Annotated in this window: 27 protein-coding genes; 7 read left to right on the forward strand and 20 right to left on the reverse strand. The window is 64.7% G+C overall.

What is annotated here, in order from left to right:
- Window positions 1-15 precede the first annotated feature (15 nt).
- The 5 genes from VGQ44_15320 to VGQ44_15340 form a co-directional block, all read right to left on the reverse strand.
- Window positions 16-789 carry a class I SAM-dependent methyltransferase gene (locus VGQ44_15320; protein HEV8448199.1) on the reverse strand — a complete coding sequence of 258 codons (774 nt, stop codon included), beginning with the start codon at window positions 787-789 and terminating at the stop codon, window positions 16-18.
- A gap of 59 nt (window positions 790-848) precedes the next feature.
- Entirely contained in the window at window positions 849-1,034 is a 186-nt protein-coding gene (locus tag VGQ44_15325; protein HEV8448200.1) for a hypothetical protein, read from the reverse strand.
- A gap of 563 nt (window positions 1,035-1,597) precedes the next feature.
- Window positions 1,598-2,146, reverse strand: a complete 549-nt coding sequence (locus VGQ44_15330) for a hypothetical protein (GenBank protein HEV8448201.1) — start codon at window positions 2,144-2,146, stop codon at window positions 1,598-1,600.
- Window positions 2,147-2,242: 96 nt separating this feature from the next.
- Window positions 2,243-3,277, reverse strand: a complete 1,035-nt coding sequence (locus VGQ44_15335; protein ID HEV8448202.1) for a carboxypeptidase-like regulatory domain-containing protein — start codon at window positions 3,275-3,277, stop codon at window positions 2,243-2,245.
- Window positions 3,278-3,279: 2 nt separating this feature from the next.
- Entirely contained in the window at window positions 3,280-3,765 is a 486-nt protein-coding gene (locus VGQ44_15340) for a VOC family protein (protein ID HEV8448203.1), read from the reverse strand.
- 340 nt (window positions 3,766-4,105) lie between these two features.
- Here VGQ44_15340 and VGQ44_15345 point away from each other — a divergent pair, with 340 nt between their 5' ends.
- Together VGQ44_15345 and VGQ44_15350 are read left to right on the forward strand one after the other, a co-directional pair.
- The gene (locus VGQ44_15345) at window positions 4,106-4,528 is read left to right on the forward strand and encodes a hypothetical protein (GenBank protein ID HEV8448204.1); all 423 of its coding nucleotides are present in this window, start codon (window positions 4,106-4,108) and stop codon (window positions 4,526-4,528) included.
- Window positions 4,529-4,712: 184 nt separating this feature from the next.
- Window positions 4,713-5,963 (forward strand): epoxide hydrolase, encoded by a 1,251-nt coding sequence (locus tag VGQ44_15350; GenBank protein ID HEV8448205.1) that lies wholly within the window; start codon window positions 4,713-4,715, stop codon window positions 5,961-5,963.
- A 3-nt stretch (window positions 5,964-5,966) separates the two neighbouring features.
- Here VGQ44_15350 and VGQ44_15355 read toward each other — a convergent pair whose 3' ends face one another.
- From VGQ44_15355 to VGQ44_15375, 5 genes are all read right to left on the reverse strand, one after another.
- Window positions 5,967-6,707, reverse strand: a complete 741-nt coding sequence (locus VGQ44_15355) for an HAD hydrolase-like protein (protein ID HEV8448206.1) — start codon at window positions 6,705-6,707, stop codon at window positions 5,967-5,969.
- Window positions 6,708-6,832: 125 nt separating this feature from the next.
- Window positions 6,833-9,259 carry an ABC transporter permease gene (locus VGQ44_15360; protein HEV8448207.1) on the reverse strand — a complete coding sequence of 809 codons (2,427 nt, stop codon included), beginning with the start codon at window positions 9,257-9,259 and terminating at the stop codon, window positions 6,833-6,835.
- A gap of 157 nt (window positions 9,260-9,416) precedes the next feature.
- Window positions 9,417-9,680 carry a hypothetical protein gene (locus tag VGQ44_15365; GenBank protein ID HEV8448208.1) on the reverse strand — a complete coding sequence of 88 codons (264 nt, stop codon included), beginning with the start codon at window positions 9,678-9,680 and terminating at the stop codon, window positions 9,417-9,419.
- Between the two features lie 67 nt (window positions 9,681-9,747).
- The gene (locus VGQ44_15370) at window positions 9,748-10,035 is read right to left on the reverse strand and encodes a hypothetical protein (GenBank protein HEV8448209.1); all 288 of its coding nucleotides are present in this window, start codon (window positions 10,033-10,035) and stop codon (window positions 9,748-9,750) included.
- 27 nt (window positions 10,036-10,062) lie between these two features.
- Complete coding sequence (locus tag VGQ44_15375) at window positions 10,063-10,479, reverse strand: hypothetical protein (protein HEV8448210.1); 417 nt, start codon at window positions 10,477-10,479, stop codon at window positions 10,063-10,065.
- A gap of 208 nt (window positions 10,480-10,687) precedes the next feature.
- Here VGQ44_15375 and VGQ44_15380 point away from each other — a divergent pair, with 208 nt between their 5' ends.
- Window positions 10,688-11,896, forward strand: a complete 1,209-nt coding sequence (locus VGQ44_15380) for an alkaline phosphatase family protein (GenBank protein HEV8448211.1) — start codon at window positions 10,688-10,690, stop codon at window positions 11,894-11,896.
- Window positions 11,897-12,055: 159 nt separating this feature from the next.
- On the opposite strand, the gene VGQ44_15385 is transcribed toward VGQ44_15380, so the two are convergent.
- The 3 genes from VGQ44_15385 to VGQ44_15395 form a co-directional block, all read right to left on the reverse strand.
- Window positions 12,056-12,322 carry a DciA family protein gene (locus VGQ44_15385; GenBank protein ID HEV8448212.1) on the reverse strand — a complete coding sequence of 89 codons (267 nt, stop codon included), beginning with the start codon at window positions 12,320-12,322 and terminating at the stop codon, window positions 12,056-12,058.
- Between the two features lie 305 nt (window positions 12,323-12,627).
- The gene (locus tag VGQ44_15390) at window positions 12,628-13,047 is read right to left on the reverse strand and encodes a hypothetical protein (GenBank protein ID HEV8448213.1); all 420 of its coding nucleotides are present in this window, start codon (window positions 13,045-13,047) and stop codon (window positions 12,628-12,630) included.
- 172 nt (window positions 13,048-13,219) lie between these two features.
- Window positions 13,220-13,564, reverse strand: a complete 345-nt coding sequence (locus VGQ44_15395; GenBank protein ID HEV8448214.1) for a hypothetical protein — start codon at window positions 13,562-13,564, stop codon at window positions 13,220-13,222.
- A gap of 176 nt (window positions 13,565-13,740) precedes the next feature.
- Here VGQ44_15395 and VGQ44_15400 point away from each other — a divergent pair, with 176 nt between their 5' ends.
- Window positions 13,741-14,169, forward strand: a complete 429-nt coding sequence (locus VGQ44_15400) for an SRPBCC domain-containing protein (protein HEV8448215.1) — start codon at window positions 13,741-13,743, stop codon at window positions 14,167-14,169.
- On the forward strand, window positions 14,166-15,005 hold the full coding sequence (locus VGQ44_15405) for a dienelactone hydrolase family protein (protein ID HEV8448216.1): 840 nt from the start codon (window positions 14,166-14,168) through the stop codon (window positions 15,003-15,005). Before VGQ44_15400 ends, VGQ44_15405 begins: the two co-directional genes overlap by 4 nt.
- A 10-nt stretch (window positions 15,006-15,015) precedes the next feature.
- On the opposite strand, the gene VGQ44_15410 is transcribed toward VGQ44_15405, so the two are convergent.
- The 3 genes from VGQ44_15410 to VGQ44_15420 all read right to left on the reverse strand — a co-directional run bounded on the left by VGQ44_15410 (window position 15,016) and on the right by VGQ44_15420 (window position 16,573).
- On the reverse strand, window positions 15,016-15,393 hold the full coding sequence (locus VGQ44_15410) for a hypothetical protein (protein ID HEV8448217.1): 378 nt from the start codon (window positions 15,391-15,393) through the stop codon (window positions 15,016-15,018).
- The gene (locus VGQ44_15415) at window positions 15,390-16,028 is read right to left on the reverse strand and encodes a hypothetical protein (GenBank protein HEV8448218.1); all 639 of its coding nucleotides are present in this window, start codon (window positions 16,026-16,028) and stop codon (window positions 15,390-15,392) included. The genes VGQ44_15410 and VGQ44_15415 overlap by 4 nt, the downstream gene beginning before the upstream one ends.
- Before the next feature lie 137 nt (window positions 16,029-16,165).
- Window positions 16,166-16,573 (reverse strand): hypothetical protein, encoded by a 408-nt coding sequence (locus tag VGQ44_15420; GenBank protein HEV8448219.1) that lies wholly within the window; start codon window positions 16,571-16,573, stop codon window positions 16,166-16,168.
- A gap of 98 nt (window positions 16,574-16,671) precedes the next feature.
- Here VGQ44_15420 and VGQ44_15425 point away from each other — a divergent pair, with 98 nt between their 5' ends.
- On the forward strand, window positions 16,672-16,827 hold the full coding sequence (locus VGQ44_15425) for a hypothetical protein (protein HEV8448220.1): 156 nt from the start codon (window positions 16,672-16,674) through the stop codon (window positions 16,825-16,827).
- 81 nt (window positions 16,828-16,908) lie between these two features.
- Here the strand turns inward: VGQ44_15425 and VGQ44_15430 are convergent, their stop codons facing one another.
- Window positions 16,909-17,133, reverse strand: coding sequence for a hypothetical protein (locus VGQ44_15430; GenBank protein ID HEV8448221.1), 225 nt, complete (start codon window positions 17,131-17,133; stop codon window positions 16,909-16,911).
- 183 nt (window positions 17,134-17,316) lie between these two features.
- Here VGQ44_15430 and VGQ44_15435 point away from each other — a divergent pair, with 183 nt between their 5' ends.
- The gene (locus tag VGQ44_15435; GenBank protein ID HEV8448222.1) at window positions 17,317-17,889 is read left to right on the forward strand and encodes a ferritin-like domain-containing protein; all 573 of its coding nucleotides are present in this window, start codon (window positions 17,317-17,319) and stop codon (window positions 17,887-17,889) included.
- 48 nt (window positions 17,890-17,937) lie between these two features.
- Here the strand turns inward: VGQ44_15435 and VGQ44_15440 are convergent, their stop codons facing one another.
- The 3 genes from VGQ44_15440 to VGQ44_15450 all read right to left on the reverse strand — a co-directional run bounded on the left by VGQ44_15440 (window position 17,938) and on the right by VGQ44_15450 (window position 20,722).
- Window positions 17,938-18,414 carry a hypothetical protein gene (locus VGQ44_15440; GenBank protein HEV8448223.1) on the reverse strand — a complete coding sequence of 159 codons (477 nt, stop codon included), beginning with the start codon at window positions 18,412-18,414 and terminating at the stop codon, window positions 17,938-17,940.
- A gap of 108 nt (window positions 18,415-18,522) precedes the next feature.
- A complete protein-coding gene (locus tag VGQ44_15445) occupies window positions 18,523-20,172 on the reverse strand; it encodes an alpha/beta hydrolase-fold protein (GenBank protein HEV8448224.1) in 1,650 nt (549 codons plus the stop codon).
- A 316-nt stretch (window positions 20,173-20,488) separates the two neighbouring features.
- Complete coding sequence (locus VGQ44_15450) at window positions 20,489-20,722, reverse strand: hypothetical protein (GenBank protein HEV8448225.1); 234 nt, start codon at window positions 20,720-20,722, stop codon at window positions 20,489-20,491.
- Window positions 20,723-20,802 lie beyond the last annotated feature (80 nt).

Genomic DNA, 20,802 nt, shown 5'->3' on the forward strand with positions numbered 1-20,802 from the left:
CGCCGTTCGGCGCCCTCACAGCTCCGCGGTAACGATCCGATACCCAATGTCGAGCGCATCCAACTCGAGCACTCGCCCAAATCGCGCGCGCCAAGTTCCATCCGCCAGATCCGCGCGTAGTTTCGCCAGCCCCGCCGAGGTATCGATCCGGGCGAACGACGATATCCCGTCCCGAACGTTCGGATCGAGGTACGCCTCCGGCCGCGCCCAGAACGCGCCCAAGAATCCGTCGACGCAATCCCGCGGAATCGGCACCGGAATGCTTTCGACGCGCGCGCCCGGCCCGAAAGCGCCGGCGAACGCGTCCATCGATAGAAACTGTTCGCGGTCGAGCGCCATGAAGAGCGGCAGGTAGTGCTGCGTCAGCCAAAACCCGCCCGGCTCCGGGTCCCACGTGAGCAACACGACTCGGGAACGGGCCACACGAGTGCATTCGCGGAGACCGGCCATCTGGTCGGACCAGTGATGCAACGTGAGCACGCCGAGCACGGCGTCGAACGACGCGTCGGCGAACGGCAATCGCTCGGCGCGTCCGAGTACCACCGGCGCTGACTCACTGTCCCGTTGCGCGATCATCACGCGCGACGGCTCGACCGCCACGACCCGCCGGCTGCGCGGCTCGTACGACCCTGCGCCCGCCCCGACGTTCAGTACGGAGCCCGCGTCGCCAAGTGCGGTCTCGATCGCGGCAGCGATCCGCGGATCAGGGCGCCGCTGTCGAGTGTAGCCTTGCCCTATGACGTCGTAGAGTGGCTCGTCGGACAGGAGGCGGGTCTCGGTCGAGGAGATTCGATTTTACCTCCTCTCACACTACGCCGCCACGTGGCCGTGCGTCGGCGCGAGATCCGTCAGATTCGACGGCGTGCGCGGGCCGTCAACATGAGGATGGCCATCCCCAAACACGTGACGAAGCCTTCCCCGCTCCGCGAAATCCCGGCGAGTGCGGCGACGACGAGGAGAGCCGCCGCGACACGATCGGTTCCGCGATCGTGATCGAACAGGAGGCTGTTGAGACTCAACACGAGGCGCATCATCGAAGGAGGCTACGTCAACCCAACGCTAGTTGAAAGGCCCCTGGTGTGAATTGTGATGAACGACCGCGATGCTTCGCCTCATTCGAGACGTATACGATTCACGGCGTCGAACTGGGACACGTCGGACACGATCAGGCTGTCGCCGAGCTTCGCGCCGCTCTGAATCTCCAACCTGTCGTTCGAAGCTCGCCCGAACCGCCACGGTAATGCGCTCCGCCACTCCAGAATTGGGGACGTTCCGGAACAGTCCGACGGTGTCGTCTGAATTGATTCCGACAGGCCGCGCGACGTTGAGCGCGTCGCCCAACATCCATCCGCGCTTGACGACGTCGACCCAAATTGCGGTTCGCTGTAGGCGTGGCCGCTCGGCCCGGTAATACGGGACTGTGGTCGCGACGGCGAGCATCGCGAGCCCATGCCAATGGGTTGTCATTTCTCGCCTATTTCGCCTGTCTCCCGAATCTGACCGATTCAGGGACGGCTGTTCCCAAAATCGACCGCCGCCTCAGCACGACGAAACCCGTCCGCCTCTTGTTACATGAACAGCTTTGCGAGTCAGTACATCAGATTTGGAGCTCGCCCTCCGACGCGGCACGTCGCGCCGGTCTCCTGAGGTGCGACCGGGCCCACCCGAGGAGCGTGAGCGCCAGAAACGGGTACGCGTCGAACGGCAGCGGCGACGACAGCGGATTCAGCGGCGCTCCGAGAAATATTCGCACCGCCGTGACGGCGAAGAGAACCGCCGCGATCGCGCCTGTGCCTCTCACGAACGCCGGTAACAGCGGCGACGCGCTGACCAACGCGAGACCGGCCGCCCACAGCGCTGCACCAGCGGCGAACAGTGGTGCGCTCGCCGCGAGGTCCATTCCCGACGCGGAGACGATGAGCGTCTCGCCGGCCACGAAGACGAGGAAGCCAGCCGCCAACAGCTCGTGGCCTTCGCGAAGGTGATGGACGACGAGCAGCGCGCCGGCGAGAACGAGGGCCGTGCCATCGGCGCCCCACGCGAGCGCGCGGAGCTCGGGAGAGGGGGCGAACGTGCCGGCCATTCCCAACAGCGCGCCGATCACCAGCCCTGCCGCGACAACACCGCGGAGTCTCTCGTCGCTCATGATCAATTGTCCTGAGGGTGGGTGGAAAGAAACTATCCCGAGAAGGCTCAGGTCCTCAACGGCGGCAGCAGTGCGCGGACGAATGCGCGAGGGTCGTTACCTCGGTCGAACGTCCTCGAACCCCCAATAGTTGAACGCTAGCGTTCCGATCGCGGTCGTTCCGCGCGGCGCGTTCGCCAACTGGGCGGAAAACGAGCCGCTGGTCGGGAGACGCAGAGGTGTCCCCGCTATCGCAATGTCCGCATAGCGAACCGTGACTTGGCTGATCGGTTTGTCGCGGTCGAGATGCTCGAGCTCCAACCGTTGCATGAGGCGAGTCGTCGCATCCACCCAGATCGTGCCTTGAAGGCCGAAGCCGCCCTCGCCACGTGAGCCCTGTCGAAACTGCACCCCGGTCGAGCCATTCTCGCCGAGAACGTTCGGCACGATGCAGTGCGTGCCGAGGAATGAGTCGTCGAGCAGCTCGCGCTCGTCCGGCAGCGTGAAGCTGTTCCCCTTTCCGAAGCCTTCTTTGGCGCGCTGTGCGCGCACGCGTTCTTCGCGAACGAGCGCCGAGTCGGGTTCGTTGGTCGTGGTGTCCGCCCGCTGGCGTCGCATCGCCGGCCGGGACGGCACGAGCGTCTCGCTCGTCTGCGCGAGCTCTCGCTTGTATCGATATCGCTGATCGAACGAGCGGCGAATCTCGACACCCTGCCTCACGTCGTTCCACAGCGCCGACAGGTACGGATCGTGCGCGACGCGCTCGCCGCTCAAGCACGTCCCGTCGGCGTATACCATGACGGTTGGCAGAGGAAGACCGACCATCGAGCCGCGAAGCTCGTGCTCGGTCGTCTCGCCCGGCCGCACCTCGAGAGTCGGCGACGTCACGGGCCGAAATCCGATGCGCAGGAGCTGAAGCCGATACGCGCCGGGCTTGACCGACGAGAATTGAAATCGCCCCTGCGCGCTCGTGATGCCCTGCTGTCCGCCGCCGCTCGCCGAATCGACCGGGAGCAGGCGAACGAGAGCGAACGATATCGGCGCGCCGTCTTCCGTGGACTTGGCGACTCCATTCACCGCACCGGTGTTCCCTTGCCCGATCGCGGACGCAAGAGGAACCAGTATCAGGAAGAGCACGCGTCCAAGACGCATGGTCAGCCGCGGCGTGCCGCTTCGATGGTGGCGATGTCGATCTTGGTCATCGGCATCATCGCGTCGAACGCGCGCTTGGCGGCGGCGCGGTCCGGATCGGTGATCGCTTTGGTCAGCGCGATCGGCGTGATCTGCCAGGACACTCCCCATTTGTCCTTGCACCATCCGCACGCACTCTCCTCCCCGCCGTTGCCGACGATCGCGTTCCAATAGCGATCCGTTTCGGCTTGGTCGTCAGTCGCGATCTGAAACGAGAACGCTTCAGTGTGCTTGAAGGTGGGCCCGCCGTTGAGGCCGAGGCACGGGATGCCGATCACGGTGAATTCGACGGTCAGCACGTCGCCCTGTTTCCCTGACGGATAGTCCCCCGGCGCGCGGTGCACCGCGCCGACGTGCGAATCGGGAAACGTGTTGGCGTAGAAGTGAGCCGCATCTTCGGCGTCTTTGTCGTACCAGAGGCAAATCGTATTCTTGGCTGGCTTGGTCATGCGACTCTCCATCGAGATGAGGCGCTCGAACGACTCAGCCTCAAGCTAGCCGAACACGCCTCAGTCATCGATTGGCTCGACACCGGCGAAGCTGAGCTGCGAGCGCATTGGCTTCCGCATAGTGCCTCTCGCAAGAACGACGAGTTCGCGGGCGAACCGTTAGAGGCGCGACCGCAAGCCGCGCAACATTCCTTAGATCACTTGACGGCTTTGGCGTTCGTCAGGTCGCTGGCGCATCGAGCTCCGACAAAGACAGCGAGAACGGTCCAGACAAGCCCGTCTCGCCCCGCCCGTAGGTCGCGCGCACCAGTTCGGCCGGTTCCTTGCTGTCTCTCGGGTCATGCCTGAGAAACCACGAAGAGCATTGTTGCCGTTGGCGCTTCTCGCCTCAGCGTCGGGCGCGCGCACGTTCTCCGGCGTTGCCGCCGTGTCAGGCCGGAGACCGCCGAGGCTGTTCGCGGCCGGGGAGTTGATCTACGACAAGGTCCCGAGCGTCCCGAGTCGCGTTGCTCCGCGGCTGATCGTCGGACGTGTTGCGGCGGGGGCACTCATCGGCACCATCGTCGCGAATCGCACCGGACGAAGCCGCACCGGCTCCGCCATCCTCGGCGGCTTGATCGCGTTCGCGGGAGCGCACCTCACCTATAGAATGCGACGCGCGCTGAGCGAACGCATCCCGGCGTTCGCGGCTGCACTCGTCGAAGACGCACTCGTCGTCGGCGCGGCGACAGCCGGCGCCGTCCTGCTCCACTCGGAAGACTGACGGGCCCGTTCCGCGAGCATCACGCGGCGTTCGTCGGCACGATCGTCCAATGTGACGAAACGACCGGTCGACGAAGATTTGCCGGATGCGCAGGCTCAATCGCCGTCGCTTCTGCACCGCCGCAGCCGCCGGCATCGCCGCGGGCCCCCTGGGGCTTGCCGCTTTCTCTAGACGATTATTGGCCATGACCGACGTGATGGCGGAAGTTGAGACGGGCAGCGAGGGCGAGGCGAACGACGTCCGTCCGTTCCATCCCAAGTTTCCGGACGGGGACGTGACTGAAATGCGCCGCCGCGTGGCCGCTACCAGGTGGCCCGAGCGAGAGACGGTCCCCGACGCGTCGCAAGGCGTTCAACTCGCCACGATCCAGAAGCTCGCTCGCTATTGGAGCAGCGAGTACGACTGGAACAATTGCCAGGCGAAGCTCGACGCCACGCCGCAATTCATGACGACGATCGACGGCCTCGACATCCACTTCATTCACGTGCGCTCGAAGCACGAGAATGCGATGCCGATCATTATCACCCACGGCTGGCCGGGCTCGATCATCGAGCAGATGAAAGTCATCGATCCGCTCGTCAATCCCACCGCGCACGGCGGCACGGCCGCCGATGCATTCCACGTCGTGATTCCGTCGCTTCCGGGGTACGGATTCTCAGGCAAGCCGGCCGCGCCGGGGTGGAATCCCATCACCATCGCGCGCGCATGGACGACGCTCATGCGTCGCCTCGGGTACAAGCAGTTCGTGGCGCAGGGCGGCGACTGGGGAAACGCGGTTTCGGAGACGATGGCTCTTCAAGCGCCGCCGGAGTTGCTCGGCATTTCCACGAACATGCCGGCCACGGTACCGCCCGAGATCGCCAAGGTGCTCGCGATGGGTGGACCGGCGCCGGCCGGTCTTTCGGCGGAGGAGAAGAACGCCTTCGACCAGCTCGACTTCTTCTACAAGAAGGGGCTGGGCTACGCCAACGAGATGGGCCTCCGCCCGCAGACGTTGTACGCGATCGCCGACTCGCCCGTGGGGCTCGCCGCATGGATGATCGACCACGACGCGCGCAGCTACGATCTCATCGTGCGCGTCTTCGACGGGCGGCGTGAAGGGCTCACCCGCGACGACATTCTCGACAATGTCTCGCTCTATTGGTTGACGAATACCGCGATTTCATCCGGCCGGCTCTACTGGGACACACGTCAATTGCCGGCCGCCGGCGGCTTCTTCGATGCGAGGGGCGTGGCCATCCCGGTCGTCGTCACTGTTTTTCCGGACGAGATCTACGCGGCTCCGCGCAGCTGGGCGGAGCGCGCCTACTCGAAGATGATCTACTTCGTGCGGCACGACCGAGGGACACACTTCGCCGCGTGGGAGCAGCCGCAACTCCTCGTCGAGGATCTTCGCGTCGGCTTCAGGCCACTGCGGGAGAAGCTGGCGCGCTAGCGCTTACGCCGACGACGTCGCCGCAGCCCTTGGCGACGCCGGGATCAGTCCGTGACCGATGACGAGCCTCGGCAACACGCCGAGGTGTGAGATCAGGTGCGTGTGCGGGGCGTGTCGGAGTTGCGCCGCCGTGTGAGATCCGTTCATCAACCCCACGACGAGTCCACAGTCCGCGGCTGCGCCCATCTCGAGATCGATCGGGGTATCGCCGACCGCCGCGACCGCGTCGGTTCGCCGCACGCCGGTGAGCGACATCGCTCTCATGATGAAATCGGGAAAGGGGCGGCCGCGTCCCACTTCATCCACGGACACGGTGGCGTCGATCAAACCCGGGCTGCGCCATCGGAGACGCTCGAGCAAAGCGTCGAGAACCACTCTGCCGAACGGAGCGACGAGCGCGACGCGCACGCCGGCGTGCTTCATTCGGACGAGCGTTTCCTCGCAGTGCGGCGTCGGTTCCACGCCGGCGCCCCGCCGATATTGATCGGTGACGCGGTGGAGAAAGTCCGCGTGGATTTCGCTCACCCGCTCGTCGGTCGCGCGGTCGGCACCGATGAACCTCTCGATGAGTCTTCGAATCGCGACTGTCTTGGGGACTCCAGCCATCTCGACCACCGCGTCGCGCGTCACCGGTACGTTGGCGGCGACGAGCGCGTTGCGCATGCAGTCGTTTCCAACTTCCGCCGGCCGGATCGTGGTTCCTTCCACGCCGAACACGACGAGATCGATTCTCACGCTTGTCATCGTCACTTCCTCCGCTGACAGAACGATGGCGGGCGAGTTTCCGCGACCTGTGTCGGCCGGGTCACGAGTTTGCCACACGACGCAATTGGCGCCGCTGAGCTTGCATTTTCTTAGTGGGTCGCGCCTCACTCGATTCTCATCGCGATGACAGGATCCGCCCGCGACGCTTTCATCGCCGGCACGACGGTCGCGAGCAGCGTCGCGAGGACGAGACTCACGCCCGCGAACAACCACGTCGACGCATCCACCGGGCTCACGCCGTACAGAATTGACCTCATGAATCGCGTGAGTCCGAAGCTCGCTACCAACCCGAAAAGCGCCCCCAGACCGACCAGCTCCGCTCCATCGACGGTGACGAGCCGGACGAGTCGGGCGCGCGAGCTGCCAAGCGCCACTCGAATCCCCAACTCGCGAGTACGCTGCGCGACGGCGTAGCTCAGCACGCCGTACAGCCCGGCGACCGTCAGCACGAGCGCGACCGCCGCGAACGCGCCGAGCATCAGCATATAGAAACGCGTCCGCCCAAGGCTCTTGGCGACGATGTCCGGCATCGCGTTCACATTCGAGATCGCCGCCGTCGGATCCGCCTCACGGATCGCGCGCCGCACGCCCGCGACGACGTCAGTCGGATTGCCGCGCGTGCGAATCATGATCGGGAATCCGCTCGCGCCCGGCTGCGCTTGCAGATACGTCCAATACATCTCGGGCGCCGGGTTGGCGACCGGACCCACATTGCGGATGTCACTCACCACGCCGACGATCGTCGCGAACGACGTGTCGGAGATGTAGAAGCGATGGCCAATCGGGTTCGCTCCTTTCAAGTCGCGCTTGACCAGCGCCTCGTTGACGACGACCACCGGCGCTGCCTTCGGACTGTCATCGTCGCCCGCGTTGAGCAGCCGGCCCGCGACGAGCCGTTGGCGCGTGACCGAGAAGAACTCGGGTGTCGCGGCGCGTTGTTCGACGAGGGGCATGCGAGTCGGGTCTTCCTTTCCTACCCCCTCGTAGCGGATGTTGCTGTTCCAGCCCCAGTTCTCGTAAGGCACCACGTTGATCGACGCCGCCGCTTCGACACCCGGCAACTTGCGCACGGCGTCGAGCGCCGGCTCGAGGAATCGCCGCGTGGACGAATTGTTGGGATAGCGCGCGCTCGCGACGGTGACGTCGAGCTTGAGCACGTGCGCCGTCTCGAACCCCGGATCCTTGCCCAGCAGGCGCGCGAATGCCTTCAGAATCAACCCGGCGCCGATGAGCAGCACGAGCGAGAGCGCGATCTCGGCGACGACCAGGGTCCGCAACGCGCGGTGATGCTCTCGTCCGGCTCCGCCTCCTCGGCCGCCGCGAAGCGCCTCGTGCGGATCGATCGTCGTCGTGCGCCACGCGGGCACCGCTCCGCACGCGAGACTCACTACGACCGCGATTCCCACGCCGAGCGCGATCACGCGCCAATCGACGCTCAGCCCACTGAGCTGCGGCATGCGCGCGGCCGCGAGTGCACCGATCGTCCGCACGCCCGCGACCGCAAGCGCGAGCCCGAGCGCCGTTCCCGAAATGCTGATGATCACACTCTCGGCCAACGCCGGTACCATGACGTGCCAGCGCGATGCGCCGAGGGCCGTGCGAACCGCGACTTCTCGCCGGCGCTGGACGCCTCGCGCGAGAAGCAGCGCCGCGACGTTGGTCGCGGCGATCAGCAGCACCATGCACACGGCACCGAAGAGAAGAAGTAGCGGCTGACGCACCGTCGCCGCGCTCTCCGCGGCGAGCGGGGCAACTCGCACGTTGTCGCCCTTGAGGTCGGGGTATTCGTCCACGAGCCGCGCGAACAAACTCCTGAGCTCAGCCTCCGCGGACACCGTTGTCGCTCCGGGCGCGAGCCGGCCGAGCATGAGCAGCGAGTTGCTCCTCCGTTGGGCGAGTACGTTCGGCGTGAACCGAATCGGCGACCAGACGTCCGAGTGGAGCACGTTCGAGCCATGCGGGACGCGGAACTGCGGCGGCGTAATGCCGACGATCGTGGTCGGCGTGCCGTCGATGTCCACCGTGCGGCCGACGACGGACTGATCGGCGCGGAACTTCTCGCGCCAGAATTCGTCGCTGAGCATCGCCGTGATCGGCGCGTCGAGTCGGTCGTCAGCCGGGGTGATGAGCCGGCCGAACTCGGCCGTCACGCCGAGCATCGGAAACAGATTTCCGGTGACGTAGAGCTGCGACGCCTGTACGGTTTCCGAGCCGAGGTTCACGAACGCCGTTCCGAACCTGACGGCGGCAAGTAAATTGACCGTTCGCGAATCGCGCGCGAGATCGGCGTAGTTGGCGGGAGACTGGGGCCACGTTCCGTTGGGCCCCGACTGCGGCGTGATCCGGTGAACGGCGACCAGCTGCCAGGGGTCGCGCACCGGGAGTGGTTGCAACAGCGCCCGACTGATCGCACTCGCCACCGCCGTCGCCCCACCAACGCCGAGCGCGACGCAGAGGACCGCGGCCACCGTCATCCCGGGAACGCGGGCGAGGCTGCGGATGGCGTTTCGAAGCTCACCGGAGAGTCTCACGTTGCCTCCCATAGTGGGAGTATGGACACCCGGCTGAGTTGATTGGTTGGGCGGGCGAATGTTAGGCCCGGCGGCAGCCAAGCGACCCATCGTCTACAGCCGGCGGCAAGTAAGAGGACGAGACTACCGCGAAGTGCGCGGAAGAGGGGCAAAGAGCTCACTCGAGCGGCTTCGCAAACTCCCAGTGGTGGCCGAATGGATCGGCCACTCGGCCCGTGCGCCAACCGTGTGCGTTGTGCATCGATGCCACCGCGTTTGCACCGCCCGCGACCGCGCGCCCGAATAGCTGATCGGGATCACCGACGACCACGATCCCAGCGTCTTCGAGCCGCTCCGACTCGACCGCACCAAACGCCGCCGTGTAGAAACGGAGAGCGGCACCCGCGTCGGGAACCGAGAGCCAAGGAGCGATGCTCGTCAACGACGTTGGGGTTTGCGCCTTCGAGTGCCGACATCGTCGTCACCGTTCCAGTAGATCACCCTGGCCGTCAATCGATTGGATAGCCGCACTCCGGGCACGTGCCTTCGAACTCTTCCTGCCAGCCTCGCCCCGTCAGGAGCCGCCCCTCGCAGCGTGGACACCGCTGCAATTCGCCCATCATGATCGCGATGGCCTCGACGAAGAATAGAGCGACTCCGGCGACGGCGAACCAGCCCGTCCATCGCGACAGGTAGAAAGTTGCGACGAGCGTCGGCACGACGAGCGCTTTTCCCCAGCGCGCGACACGCTGCCGGCGTGCGATCGACTGAGTCACCCGCTTCGCGAGCCTGGACACCGAATGGTCAGGCATATTCCGCCGGAGTCATCCGAGCCCATCGTAGAAGCTCGCGCGTCCGCGCCGATGCAGCGCGGCATGCGTCACGAGCTCGACGCCGACGAAGCCCAAGCCGGCCCTCGGCCAGGTCAGCCATCCCATGGACAGGTGCGCGAAGATGAGTCCTGCCGTCAACCGGGCGCCCAGCGCCAGGACGACGCCGGCGACAAACCAGGTTGCTAATCGCGCGCCGCGTTGAACGAGCGGCGTCGGCGGAAGATTCGGCCGCAAGACATTCAGAAAGAAAACGTCGACCCAGTGTCCGCCGAACGCGGGCCACAGCATCAACACGGCCAGCCCTGGCCAATGGCGAAAACCACCTGCCCACAGAGCCGCGATGGCGGCCGCGACGGTGGCGATGCCGACCGTCCGCGTAAGCGTTACGCGAATTGGTTCGTGGAACACAGCGAAACGGCCCTGAGGCGTTTCTGTCGATCCGTTCGAGGAAGACATGTCGACCGACACAAGCATTCGTTAGCGAAGCCGCACGGTTCGGACACCGCGACCGAGAACTTCGTGTTTCGGAATCGTGACCCGAATCCCCGTTGAATGGAAGAGTCACGAGCGATCCTGCGGGCCCACGATGTTCAACCCGCTTCAATCGGAGGAGTCAATGTCGCACGTGAGATGGTCTGGCGCGATTGGCACGTTCGCCCTTCTCGCCAGCTTGGGCAGCAGTGACGCCGGTGCGCAGCAAATCAAGACCGTGTTCGTCATCGCGATGGAGAACCACAATTGGACGCAGCCGGCGAACCAATTCACCGGCACCATCCAACAGATCTTCCAGAACCCGGCTGCGCCGTTCATCAACAGTCTCGTCGACGGCTCGGCCTACGCCATGGTCAACGGGTCGCTCGTTCACATCAGTGAGCAGGTCGCCTACGCCACGAACTACCGCAGTGTTCTCGCCACGCCCGGCGGCAACAACCCCCACATCCACCCGTCAGAGCCCAACTATCTCTGGGCCGAGGCCGGCACCAACTTCGGCGTGTTGAACGACAACGATCCGTTCGACGCCAAGGGGCCGACCAATCAGGACACGCCGCTGCACCTCACCGGCTTGCTCCAGGATGCCGGCAGAACGTGGCGGTCGTACCAGGAAGACGTCGACCTCCCGAAGGACGCCGCCGGCCATTTCATCAACATCCCGTTGCCCAGGGATCAGTGGACCGTTCCCCTCAAGAGCTTCAGCGGAAACTACGCCGCCGGCTACGCGAACGCGTTCGACGTGTCCTCTCAGCTGAACTATGCCGCGAAGCACAATCCGATGGTCTTTTTCACGAACACCAACGGCGGCAATGATCTCACTCCCTCGAACCCTCTATCACAGAACTACGCTCCGCTGCAACAGCTGTTCATGGACCTCGCCGCTGACCAAGTCGCGGAATACAACTGGATCACGCCAAACCAGTTCAACGACATGCACACCGCCCTCGCGGCGGGCTACAAGGGGCTCACCGGCGACCCGGCCAAGATCAAGCAGGGCGACGATTTCCTCGCGCAGATCGTTCCAGTGATCATGGCATCGAATGCCTACAAGCAGCACGGCGCGATCATCATCTGGTTCGACGAGTCCGAGGCGGACGCGACCGGCGACAATCCCGACGACCTGACGCACACCATCGCCGAGATCGTCATCTCATCCCGCGCGCACGACAACGTCGAAGGCCTCCCGTACGCCAGCGACATCTTCTACACGCATTCGTCGGATCTCCGCACGATGCAGAACATCTTCCACGTCGGGCCGTACCTCGGGGATGCGGTTACGGCGCACGACCTGGCGGATCTGTTCAAGCCAGGGGTTGTTCCGAAGAAGCCGTAACTCCGTAGCGGCTCAAGCCTCAGGACTGAGGGCAGTCCTGAGGCCTGGGTTTGGTCGCAGTGGCGAGTCAAGGCACGTGGAGTTCAACGCAGCTCTCGCCCTCACAACCTCGACGCTGTATGCTCGATGCTGGTCTCAGGCCTCAGTCGGGCCGCTCTATTACAGCGTCGCCTGCAGCCTTCGGATCGGCGTGCCCTGCACGTCCGCCGGCAGCCCGAACAGCTGCACTGCGTCGAAACGCGCGATCAGCTCCGACTCCAGCTCCGTCAGATCCATTTGCCACGCCGGCGTCGCGACCCAGAGGTGGAGCGTGCCATCCTCGTCGAGCGCCGTCGGCCCGCTGGCCGCGCCGAGGTGTGGTCCGACGATCTTCTGCCAATCTCGCTTGAACAACTCGAGCGTCACCGCGATTCGACTGTATGCCATGCACGACCTGCCCTGATGATTCGTCTATTTACGCGCGCACACTGACCCCGAGCGCGCCAAGTTAATCATCGCGGCACCGCGACCATGGCGCGACGCCAAGATTTTGCAGCGACGTGCGCAGATTGATACCGCGGCGTCGATGTGTCACAGATTGTTCCCGACGCGAATCGCCTGCGAGTACGGCCCGATGCGGGGCACGCGGGGGCTGTCGACGACCTCGGATGGCAGGGCCACGGAGTCTCTCAGTTTGGCGTGGTTGGATGCACTAACGAGAGACGCGAAATCGCCGCTAGACCGGCCGCCGGTTATCGAGCCGGCGCGCCCGAGCGGCTTCCTTGGGTGATCCGCGACAGCAGTGCTCCGACCGCACTCGCCTCAGTCGCGAAACTCGCAAGCACAACGATCCCGCCGTCGGATGGGCTCTCGAGAAGATTCACGAAGTCCGCCCGCGCATCTTCGCCGCTCGTATCGGCCAACGTGAGCCGCAGACGCGCCGCGAGAGCCAGAGCCCTCCGCCAGCGGCGTCTGTCGGCCGAAATGGGAGGAAGCATCGGCGCGACAGCGTCGAAGAGCCCCAGGTGAAGAAAGGCGTCGGTGGCTTCTCGGACCAAGGCCGCCACCGCATCGTACTCGGGCGAACGCTCCAATCGCGCGGCAACGAGGCGGCCGGCGGGCAAGTCCACGAGGCCCAATGACGCATTGCCCGTGCGCACGCTGAACAACATGAGAGTTCTCCAAGTCCGCACGCCGTGACGGAAAGAAAAGAGCTCCGCCGAAAAACGGCGGAGCTCGGGGAGCGCGATCGAATTGAGAGGCTGTCGGCCTACGTCGGCAGACTCACCTCATCTTAGTCGGCACGCGTACTCCATAGAAAGGGCCGGCCGTCGCCATCGGCGACTACGAGGCGACATAGGCCACGCCCGCGCTCGCCGTCACGAGAAGCACGAGGACCAGCGGCAAAAACCAGATCGGCGCGTGCCCCGGGGCGAGAGTCCGTCCCTCGGCAAGTAGGCGCGCACGAGCCCGCCCGGCGAGTACGAGCGCGGCGATGAACGTGATCGCCGTACTGAGTAGCACCGCGGCGAAGCAGACCAACAGGCGAGCGCCGAACCCGAATCCCGACGCGCGGGAAAGGAAGAGTCCGAGGGCGAAGAGCATCGCGGCGTACACCGGATAGATCATCGGCCCGCGTCGGCTGTAGATCTGCGTGAGGACGCCAACGCAGCTCTCACGACTCGCCATCCCGCTGCTGAAACCTCGATGCTGGTCTGACAGCCCTCTTCCACGACGCACCTGATCGCGAAGAACACAACACCTAAGCGTACTTCCGCGCCCTCCTCTCCGCAAAGATCCCCTCCGTTCGTTGACGCCAAAGCAGTAGCAAGCCATCATCGATCCTCCCGCCCACAAGACCACCGGTGATAGAATACTCAACTCAGGTCCTCATCGACTCTCCTCCCGCTCGCGTCTGGGAGATTCTCACCGACGCCAGCCGATATGCCGACTGGAATCCGGAGGTCCTCGGAATCGAGGGCAGCTTTTCACCCGGCGCCCGGATCACCGCGCGCGTCCGCCTCGGCGATGGCGCCACGCGCCGCGTCCCGATGCGCGTCACCGAGCTCGCGGCGCCAACGCGGATGGTCTGGACCGGCGGCCTCCCCTTCGGGCTCTTCGTCGGCCGCCGCACCTATACCATCGTGCCCTCGCCCGGCGGAACGGAATTCCACATGCACCTTGTAATGAGTGGCCCGCTGTCGGGACTGATCGGTAAATCGGTCGGCGATCGACAACCCGAGATCGATTCCTTCGCCGCCGGCCTCAAGCGCCACGCCGAGCGTCGCGATTGAAACGATCGCTACGCGTCGTCGCCGCATTCGCATTCCTCGGCTGCGCATCGCAGTCGCACGTCGGTGGCGCGGGAGCGTCAAACGCGTCCGCATCGCTCCCGGATTCCGGCGCGTTCGTGATCGCCGGCGATCCGCGCGACGCATCCGGTTCACCATGGTCCTTTCGCGGCTCCGTCGACGGCGTTCGGTACGACTTGACGGGAGTCATTCTCGTTCCGGCCGGCCCTGGTCCTTTTCCGGCGGTTGTTCTGAGCCACGGATCCGGCGGCAACGCGCGATTCATCGCGAGCCAGGTCGGCCGGACGATGGTCACGTGGGGCTTCGTCTGCATCGCCGTCGATTACACACATGCGGTCGACGTTCCGTTCGGCGCGCCCGGCAGGCCGTCCGAGACCGGCGCGTCGCGCGCCAACGTCTTGCGCGCGCACATGACCAGGGAACTGCTGCGTCGCCTTCCCTACGTCGACAACAGTCGCGTCGCGGCGCATGGTCACAGCCTCGGCGCCTACCTGCAAGTCGCTTGGCTCGCCGAGTATCGTGGCGACGTTCAGGTGGCCTCACATACCGGCGGCGGCGTTCGTCCTCCACAGTCCCGCATCGCGCCGGCACCGACCGTCGACGAAGCCGCCCGGATCACCGTGCCGTACCAACTGCACCACGGATCGGCCGACGAAACCGTTCCCCTCACCTGGGACGAGCGTCTCGCGAGCGTCCTTCGCGATCACGGCGTGGAGAACGCCCTTTACGTATACGACGGCGGCCACTTGGCTCCCCGTTCGAATCCACTGATGTTCGACCGCGTTCGTGCATGGTACGCCCTGCACGGCGTGCGATGAGGCGAACGGTCTAGCCTCGTCCCCGCAGCGAGGCCAATAGCTCCTCGTGCATCGTCACCAGCTGGCGGAGCGACGCGGCCTGTTCCTCGCGCAGTGCGATCTCTCGTCGTCTGAGCTCGAGCGTCTCGTGTTGGGTCTGACGCATCTCCTGCGACCGCCGCTCGGCACGATCTCGGTTCGCCACCGCCTCGGCCAGTTGCGCGTCGAGTTTTAGACGCAGGTCGCCGTTGTGCTTGGCCAGCATCCGCTGCGCCCGCATCTGTGTAAACATGGACGCGAGCAGGGCGCCCAGGACGATGAGGAAGAGGATGTTCGATAGTGTGAAGGCTTGCATGTCCGACGTCTCCGCGTGACGGATCGATACGATGTCGAAGCTATTCGAATTCACCCCAACCAGCTCGCGTCACTGCGGACGACGCGGCAGAAGCTGACGCCCATGACGTTTGCGGGTAGGTCATCGAACCCGATGCTGTCTGCCTTTTGCTTGAACGCCGCGAGCGTCGTCGAGTCGATTGCATCGCGCCGCAGCACGACGCGCGTGGGCAGGCACGTCGGACACGGCCATCCCGGTACGGCTGTGCGAACCAGCACTACACTGTCGATCGACGTGTGAACCCGCTTCGGCAGTTGCACGTTCAGCCGGCCCGCGCACAGTGCTAGCCCGAGCGAGTACGACAGACGGCTGGTCATGCGCCTCCGTGCGCGGACGTGGGCGAAAGCACCTACAGCCTGCCGGGCGGCGCCAGGCATCCCTCGAATCGGAGTGTCGCGATATTGGTCGAGTAGCGCCTGGTTGAGGCGCCCGCCGGACGACCACCCCATGCTCTCGCCACGTTCGCGCGCGGCGATCATCGCATCGCGATGCTGCGCCCATCCGGTAAGGGAGGCCAACTCCGCCGCGCGAAACGCGGCTGCCGCGTCCGCGTCGACCATGTCGGCGGCGGCGTCCCACTGTTCCGCGCGCAGGGCGTCGAAGAATGCAACTACGGCGTCGAGGGCAGGAGCGATACTAGCATCGGTCACGGCGAATTGAATCTTATAACAGTCTGCCGTGGAGCTGCAAACCTTCGGCAACTCCGGTGGCATCTTCGCTTTGCTGGCCCGCGGCCGTTTGGCAAGAGACTCAATTTTGAGATCGGTCGCCCAACACTGCGTTCAGCCTACTGACGCTGGAACTGCACCAGTCCCGCGGCGCCCGCGAAGGCGCCTTGTATCAGGTTCGGCGAGACCAACGCGCCGTCGAAATGCGACGGCGGATGTGCACCGGGAACCCCACCCGTCTGCGACACGGGCCTGACGTCCAGGTGAATGCCGCTGGCGTCCACTGCCCCCGTGATCGCGGTCGTTCCTCCGCAGCACGCCTCGGCCGTCCACGTGCCGGTGCCGGCGATGCCGCCCGCCGTCACGGCGAGCGTCCAAACCTCGCTCGAACCAGGGACTTCACCGAGTTGGCGCCACGTCCCGTTCAGCACCGTGAGCGGCGCCACGACGGGCTGAGCATTATCGCTGCATCCGGCGGCGGAAATCCCGAAGAGCACGACCGCGAGACCGGTAACTCGAAGCTTCATCATCATGGCGGCTAAACCGGCGATCGACGGCGCGCGGTCACACGACCGCGGCTGGCGTGATCGATGCGTTCTCGTCGGCGAACGTTTACGAGGCACCTATGCTGCTGATCGTCATCATCGTTCTTCTCGTGCTCTGGACACCCGGCTATTACGGCTACGGGCGCAAACGCTGGGGATGGGGCTACGGCGGAGATACGCTCACGCTCATTCTCGTCATCCTGCTCGTGTGGGCGCTCGTCGGCGGCCAATTATGAGCGGATGACGAAGCCTCGCGGGCCGCGGACGAACGAATCATCCACGGCCCGACGAGCCGTATCGTGTCTACCACTGAACAGCTATCTGCTCTCGCTTTGCGTTCCCGGATCCTTGGATCCCGGGTTCTGCGAGGAACTGTCGTCCCCCGCCAAATCGCCGCTCGACGAACTACCGGGACTTCCGTGCATCCCGCCATCGCGCTTCTTGGATTCGTCGCCCGAGCTGCCGCGCGACGTCTGATCGTTCTCGTCGCCTTCGTTGCCGATGTCGTTCGGATCGACCCGGTCTCTCTCGTGGTCCGCCATCGTCGCTCCTCGCATGAGTGGTTGCCGGACGCATTTCGTTCGGCGAACCGAGTTGTGCAGTAACAGTGCCATCGCAAAAAAACCGAATCGCGGAGACTCATGACGCGTGCACCTAGGGCTCGAATCGTGCACCCCGCTTTCACTTCCTTTGATCGTCCATGAGTCTTTCAACGAGGTGGAACAATGAGCTTGGAGTCCTTGCAGGATCTCTATCTCGAACAAATTCGCGACCTCCATAGCGCGGAGCAGCAGATCATCGACGCGCTGCCGAACATGGTCGAACGTGCCACGAACCCGAAGCTGAGCGCCGGCTTCACCCGACACCTCGAGCAGACTCGTCAGCAGGCGGGTCGCCTCGAGCGAATCGGGCAGCGCATGGAGCAGAAGGTCACCGGCAAGAAGTGCAAGGGAATGGAAGGGCTTCTCAAGGAGGGAGATGAAGCGATCGACGAAGACGGCGATCCGCAACTCGTCGATGCGGCGCTGATCGCCGCGGCGCAGCGCGTGGAACACTACGAGATCGCCGCGTACGGGTGCGCCCGCACCTACGCCGAGGCGCTCGGCTTGAACGACGACGTGGCCGTACTTCAGCAGACACTGGACGAAGAAGCCGAGACGGACGAGCAGCTGACACAAATCAGCTTGTCGATCCTCAGTCCAGACGCACAGACCCGAATCGCCGTCGAGGCGGACGCAGACCGGCCTGCGGCTCGACGGCCGCAAAGTCGTTCGAAAAACACCGAGGCTCGTCCGTAAGGAACTCGGAGGAGGGCGGCGTGCGCCGCCCTCCCCTCGAGCGGTGCGCTAGAGACCCAGCAATCGCGAGAAGAACGAGCGGTATCGTTGAAACGTCTGCCGTAGATCTTCAGTCGACACCTCGCCCCCTCGATCCCACTGCGCTTCGAGACGCGAGCGCTGCTTGCCGAATGTATCGGCGATCTCCGTGATCACGTCCGACACGAGCGCGTTCGCCTGCTCCACCGCGCGACGCGGCTCGTCGACGAAGCTCGCCTGAATGTCGGACCAACGCCGGTTCAGCTTATCCAACTCGCCGGCCTCGAAGAGCGCCGGCTCCTCCGTCGGACCTGTGTCCGCGGGCGCGTCAGCCACCGGCCGGCGCGACACCTCGCGCTCCGAGACCTGGGCTTCACGCTCGCGTTGCTCGCTCGCCTCCTCTTCCTCGACCGACCGACCGGAGCCGGTGGAAGTTCGCGGCGGATACGCCGGTGCGGAGTTGGCCTGATCGGTGAACTCCACGGGATCCTGTTCGGCGAACGTCATCGTACCTCCCGGTCTGAGCGCGGCGAAGCGACGAAGTGCAGGTCGCGCCTCAGCGTTGCATCTTGGGTGCCAGATTGCGAAGTGTGAGGGGAAAGGACGCGTCCTCGCTCAATACTTCCAACTCTTCGTGTCTGCGCCCGCCGGCGCATTCTTGTCGACTTGCGCCGACATCTTTGGTAGGAGCTCCGAGAGCGGCGGCCCCCAACAGTGCGGCGCCATTGGCTGAAACACGATCTCTCCCGACCACTTGGGCGCTGTCGTCGCTCGAAGGAAAGTGTCGAGCATGTGCACGCCCATATTCAGATAGTACGAATCCGCGTCCCCGACATAGACGTTGATCTTGTTCGCCACCTTCGGGCCGAGCGTCGCCCAATTCGTTTCGAGGATGTTCCGCAAATCGTAGCGCTCCTTCCAGTACGCCGCGATCTTGTGGTCGATCACGCCTGAAGTCTTGTCCCAGATGCGCTGCGGGTAGCCGTCCGCGCCGGCCGGGCCGTACGTCGCTTCCCAGATGTCCCACTGCCCGCCCGAGCGCGAGTGATCGCCCTGCGCGAGTTCCGACCAGTTCTCGTCCTTCATCATCGCGACGATGTTGCCGTCCGGCCGGCGCTGCGTCGGCCGCTCGACCTTCATCCACGGATGCTCGATGAAATACGCGTTCGTGTCCGAGTAGACGTTCACGATCTGGTGATATCGGAAGTCGACCCCGTCCGGACACAGGGACCAGGTTCCTCCATAGAAATCCGGATAGAAGACCTGGTGCGCGAGCGAGATCCAGCCGCCGGTCGACCCGCCCGTGAGCAGCCGCGCGTACGGTTGGCCGATCGCCCGGAACTTGGACTCGACCGCCGGAATCAACTCCTTCGTGATCGCGTCGCCGTACGGGCCGTTGTTCGCCGAGTTGACGCCATAGGAATCGTCGTAGTAGGGCGATGGATGTTGCAGCGTGACCAATAGCATCCGCGGCGTGCCGTCGGCCTGCCAATAATCGGTGAAGCTCTGCTGCGCTCCCCCGCGTCCGCTGCCGCGTCCACGTCCTCCTGCCCCTCCAAAACCGCCGGGCGCACCGAGTGAGAAGTGCCCTTCGTCGTAGACGACCGGAAACTTCACGTCGGGATGCTTGTCGTAGTCCTTCGGCAGTAGGATGGTCGCCCCCAGGTATATCGGATGGCCCCACCACTTCGTGAGGATGTCGCTCTGGATCTTGATCCGCTTCACGTAGTCGTTGTCCGCGGGCACCTTCACCGGCGGAATCACTTTGTCCGCGACGAGCTTGATCGGTGTCGAAGATTTCGGATCGAAGGTGACCTTTACCGGCTCGCCGAAGAGGTTGCCCGGCGATCGCTGCCAGTGTTGCCCCTCCCACTGATCCATGTGCAGCCAAACGGTATGACCGTCGGCGCGCGCGAACTTGGTGTAGACGTTGATGAACGGCTGGACCCAGTACTCGCCGGCGGGAATGTCGCGCAGACTTCGCGACGGAAAGCCAAACGCCCGCGCGTCGACGACGATGGCGCGTCCCGGTGTGACTTCATCGATGTCGACCCCGAACAACGGAACACCCGTCTCACCGGTCTGCTGGATCGGCGGCCGTTGGGCGTCGTTCGACTTGGAGAGCGCGACGTACGCGCGTCCCGTGATTGGGCCAGCGTGTGCCGAGGACGGGACGGTGATCTCGAAGCGGGCCTGAGCCGGAAGGATCATCGGCGCCGCGAGCGAGGCAAGTGCTGACAACGCGGAGCGAAAACGTTTCGTCATTGTTCCGTGAGATCGAGTGTTGAGAGGCCGGCGTGCGGTTGAGCGGCGACGTCTCGGGTCTCACCGCCAACCGCCTGAATCTGAAGCGTGACCGCTACCGATGGCCACGGGCGTCGCGACCGTGGCGCCCGTTTTAGGACTTGCTCGCCACTCGGAACTCAGAATTCAGTCCTGAGGGCAGTCCTGAGTCCTGGTCAGGTCGCACCTGCCATTCAAGGCAGGTGGCGTTCAAAGCAGCTCTCACGCCGCGTAATCTCGATCCGCTATGCTCGATGCTGGTCTCACGCCCCTGCATCCGCCCTCGCCCCGACGTCTCCTAGTCGGATCGGTGACGATAGGCGTCGATGACGGAATAGCAGTTCCACACAAAGGCCGACAAGACGGCGTACCGCACGCCGACTCGCGCGCCGATCACGAGATACGCGACTACGGCGCTGAACTGAATGACCGCGGCAATGGGCCGACCCTGCAACAATTGGCCGGCGCCGGGGATGAAGCCACTCGCCAGCGCTTCTGTTGCAGTACTGCGGTTTTGAACAGGCGACGACACGCGGAACCTCGAGCGGCGACTATCGTAACCTGCCTCGATTCGCGCTCAGAGTCCAAGCCTTACCCGCAATTAAAGGCCAC

This window comes from Gemmatimonadaceae bacterium (genome assembly GCA_036003045.1).
Classification (GTDB): domain Bacteria; phylum Gemmatimonadota; class Gemmatimonadetes; order Gemmatimonadales; family Gemmatimonadaceae; genus JAQBQB01.

Bases quoted from the DNA above. Each gene is read 5' to 3' on its own strand.
- VGQ44_15345 (HEV8448204.1), top strand. From the start codon at position 4,106: ATGCCTGAGAAACCACGAAGAGCATTGTTGCCGTTGGCGCTTCTCGCC.
- VGQ44_15430 (HEV8448221.1), bottom strand. From the start codon at position 17,133: ATGGCGGACCACGAGAGAGACCGGGTCGATCCGAACGACATCGGCAAC.
- VGQ44_15340 (HEV8448203.1), bottom strand. From the start codon at position 3,765: ATGACCAAGCCAGCCAAGAATACGATTTGCCTCTGGTACGACAAAGAC.
- VGQ44_15440 (HEV8448223.1), bottom strand. From the start codon at position 18,414: ATGACGTTCGCCGAACAGGATCCCGTGGAGTTCACCGATCAGGCCAAC.
- VGQ44_15425 (HEV8448220.1), top strand. From the start codon at position 16,672: ATGCTGCTGATCGTCATCATCGTTCTTCTCGTGCTCTGGACACCCGGC.
- VGQ44_15335 (HEV8448202.1), bottom strand. From the start codon at position 3,277: ATGCGTCTTGGACGCGTGCTCTTCCTGATACTGGTTCCTCTTGCGTCC.
- VGQ44_15325 (HEV8448200.1), bottom strand. From the start codon at position 1,034: ATGATGCGCCTCGTGTTGAGTCTCAACAGCCTCCTGTTCGATCACGAT.
- VGQ44_15350 (HEV8448205.1), top strand. From the start codon at position 4,713: ATGACCGACGTGATGGCGGAAGTTGAGACGGGCAGCGAGGGCGAGGCG.
- VGQ44_15380 (HEV8448211.1), top strand. From the start codon at position 10,688: ATGTCGCACGTGAGATGGTCTGGCGCGATTGGCACGTTCGCCCTTCTC.
- VGQ44_15385 (HEV8448212.1), bottom strand. From the start codon at position 12,322: ATGGCATACAGTCGAATCGCGGTGACGCTCGAGTTGTTCAAGCGAGAT.
- VGQ44_15395 (HEV8448214.1), bottom strand. From the start codon at position 13,564: ATGGCGAGTCGTGAGAGCTGCGTTGGCGTCCTCACGCAGATCTACAGC.
- VGQ44_15445 (HEV8448224.1), bottom strand. From the start codon at position 20,172: ATGACGAAACGTTTTCGCTCCGCGTTGTCAGCACTTGCCTCGCTCGCG.
- VGQ44_15330 (HEV8448201.1), bottom strand. From the start codon at position 2,146: ATGAGCGACGAGAGACTCCGCGGTGTTGTCGCGGCAGGGCTGGTGATC.
- VGQ44_15355 (HEV8448206.1), bottom strand. From the start codon at position 6,707: ATGACAAGCGTGAGAATCGATCTCGTCGTGTTCGGCGTGGAAGGAACC.
- VGQ44_15390 (HEV8448213.1), bottom strand. From the start codon at position 13,047: ATGTTGTTCAGCGTGCGCACGGGCAATGCGTCATTGGGCCTCGTGGAC.
- VGQ44_15420 (HEV8448219.1), bottom strand. From the start codon at position 16,573: ATGAAGCTTCGAGTTACCGGTCTCGCGGTCGTGCTCTTCGGGATTTCC.
- VGQ44_15435 (HEV8448222.1), top strand. From the start codon at position 17,317: ATGAGCTTGGAGTCCTTGCAGGATCTCTATCTCGAACAAATTCGCGAC.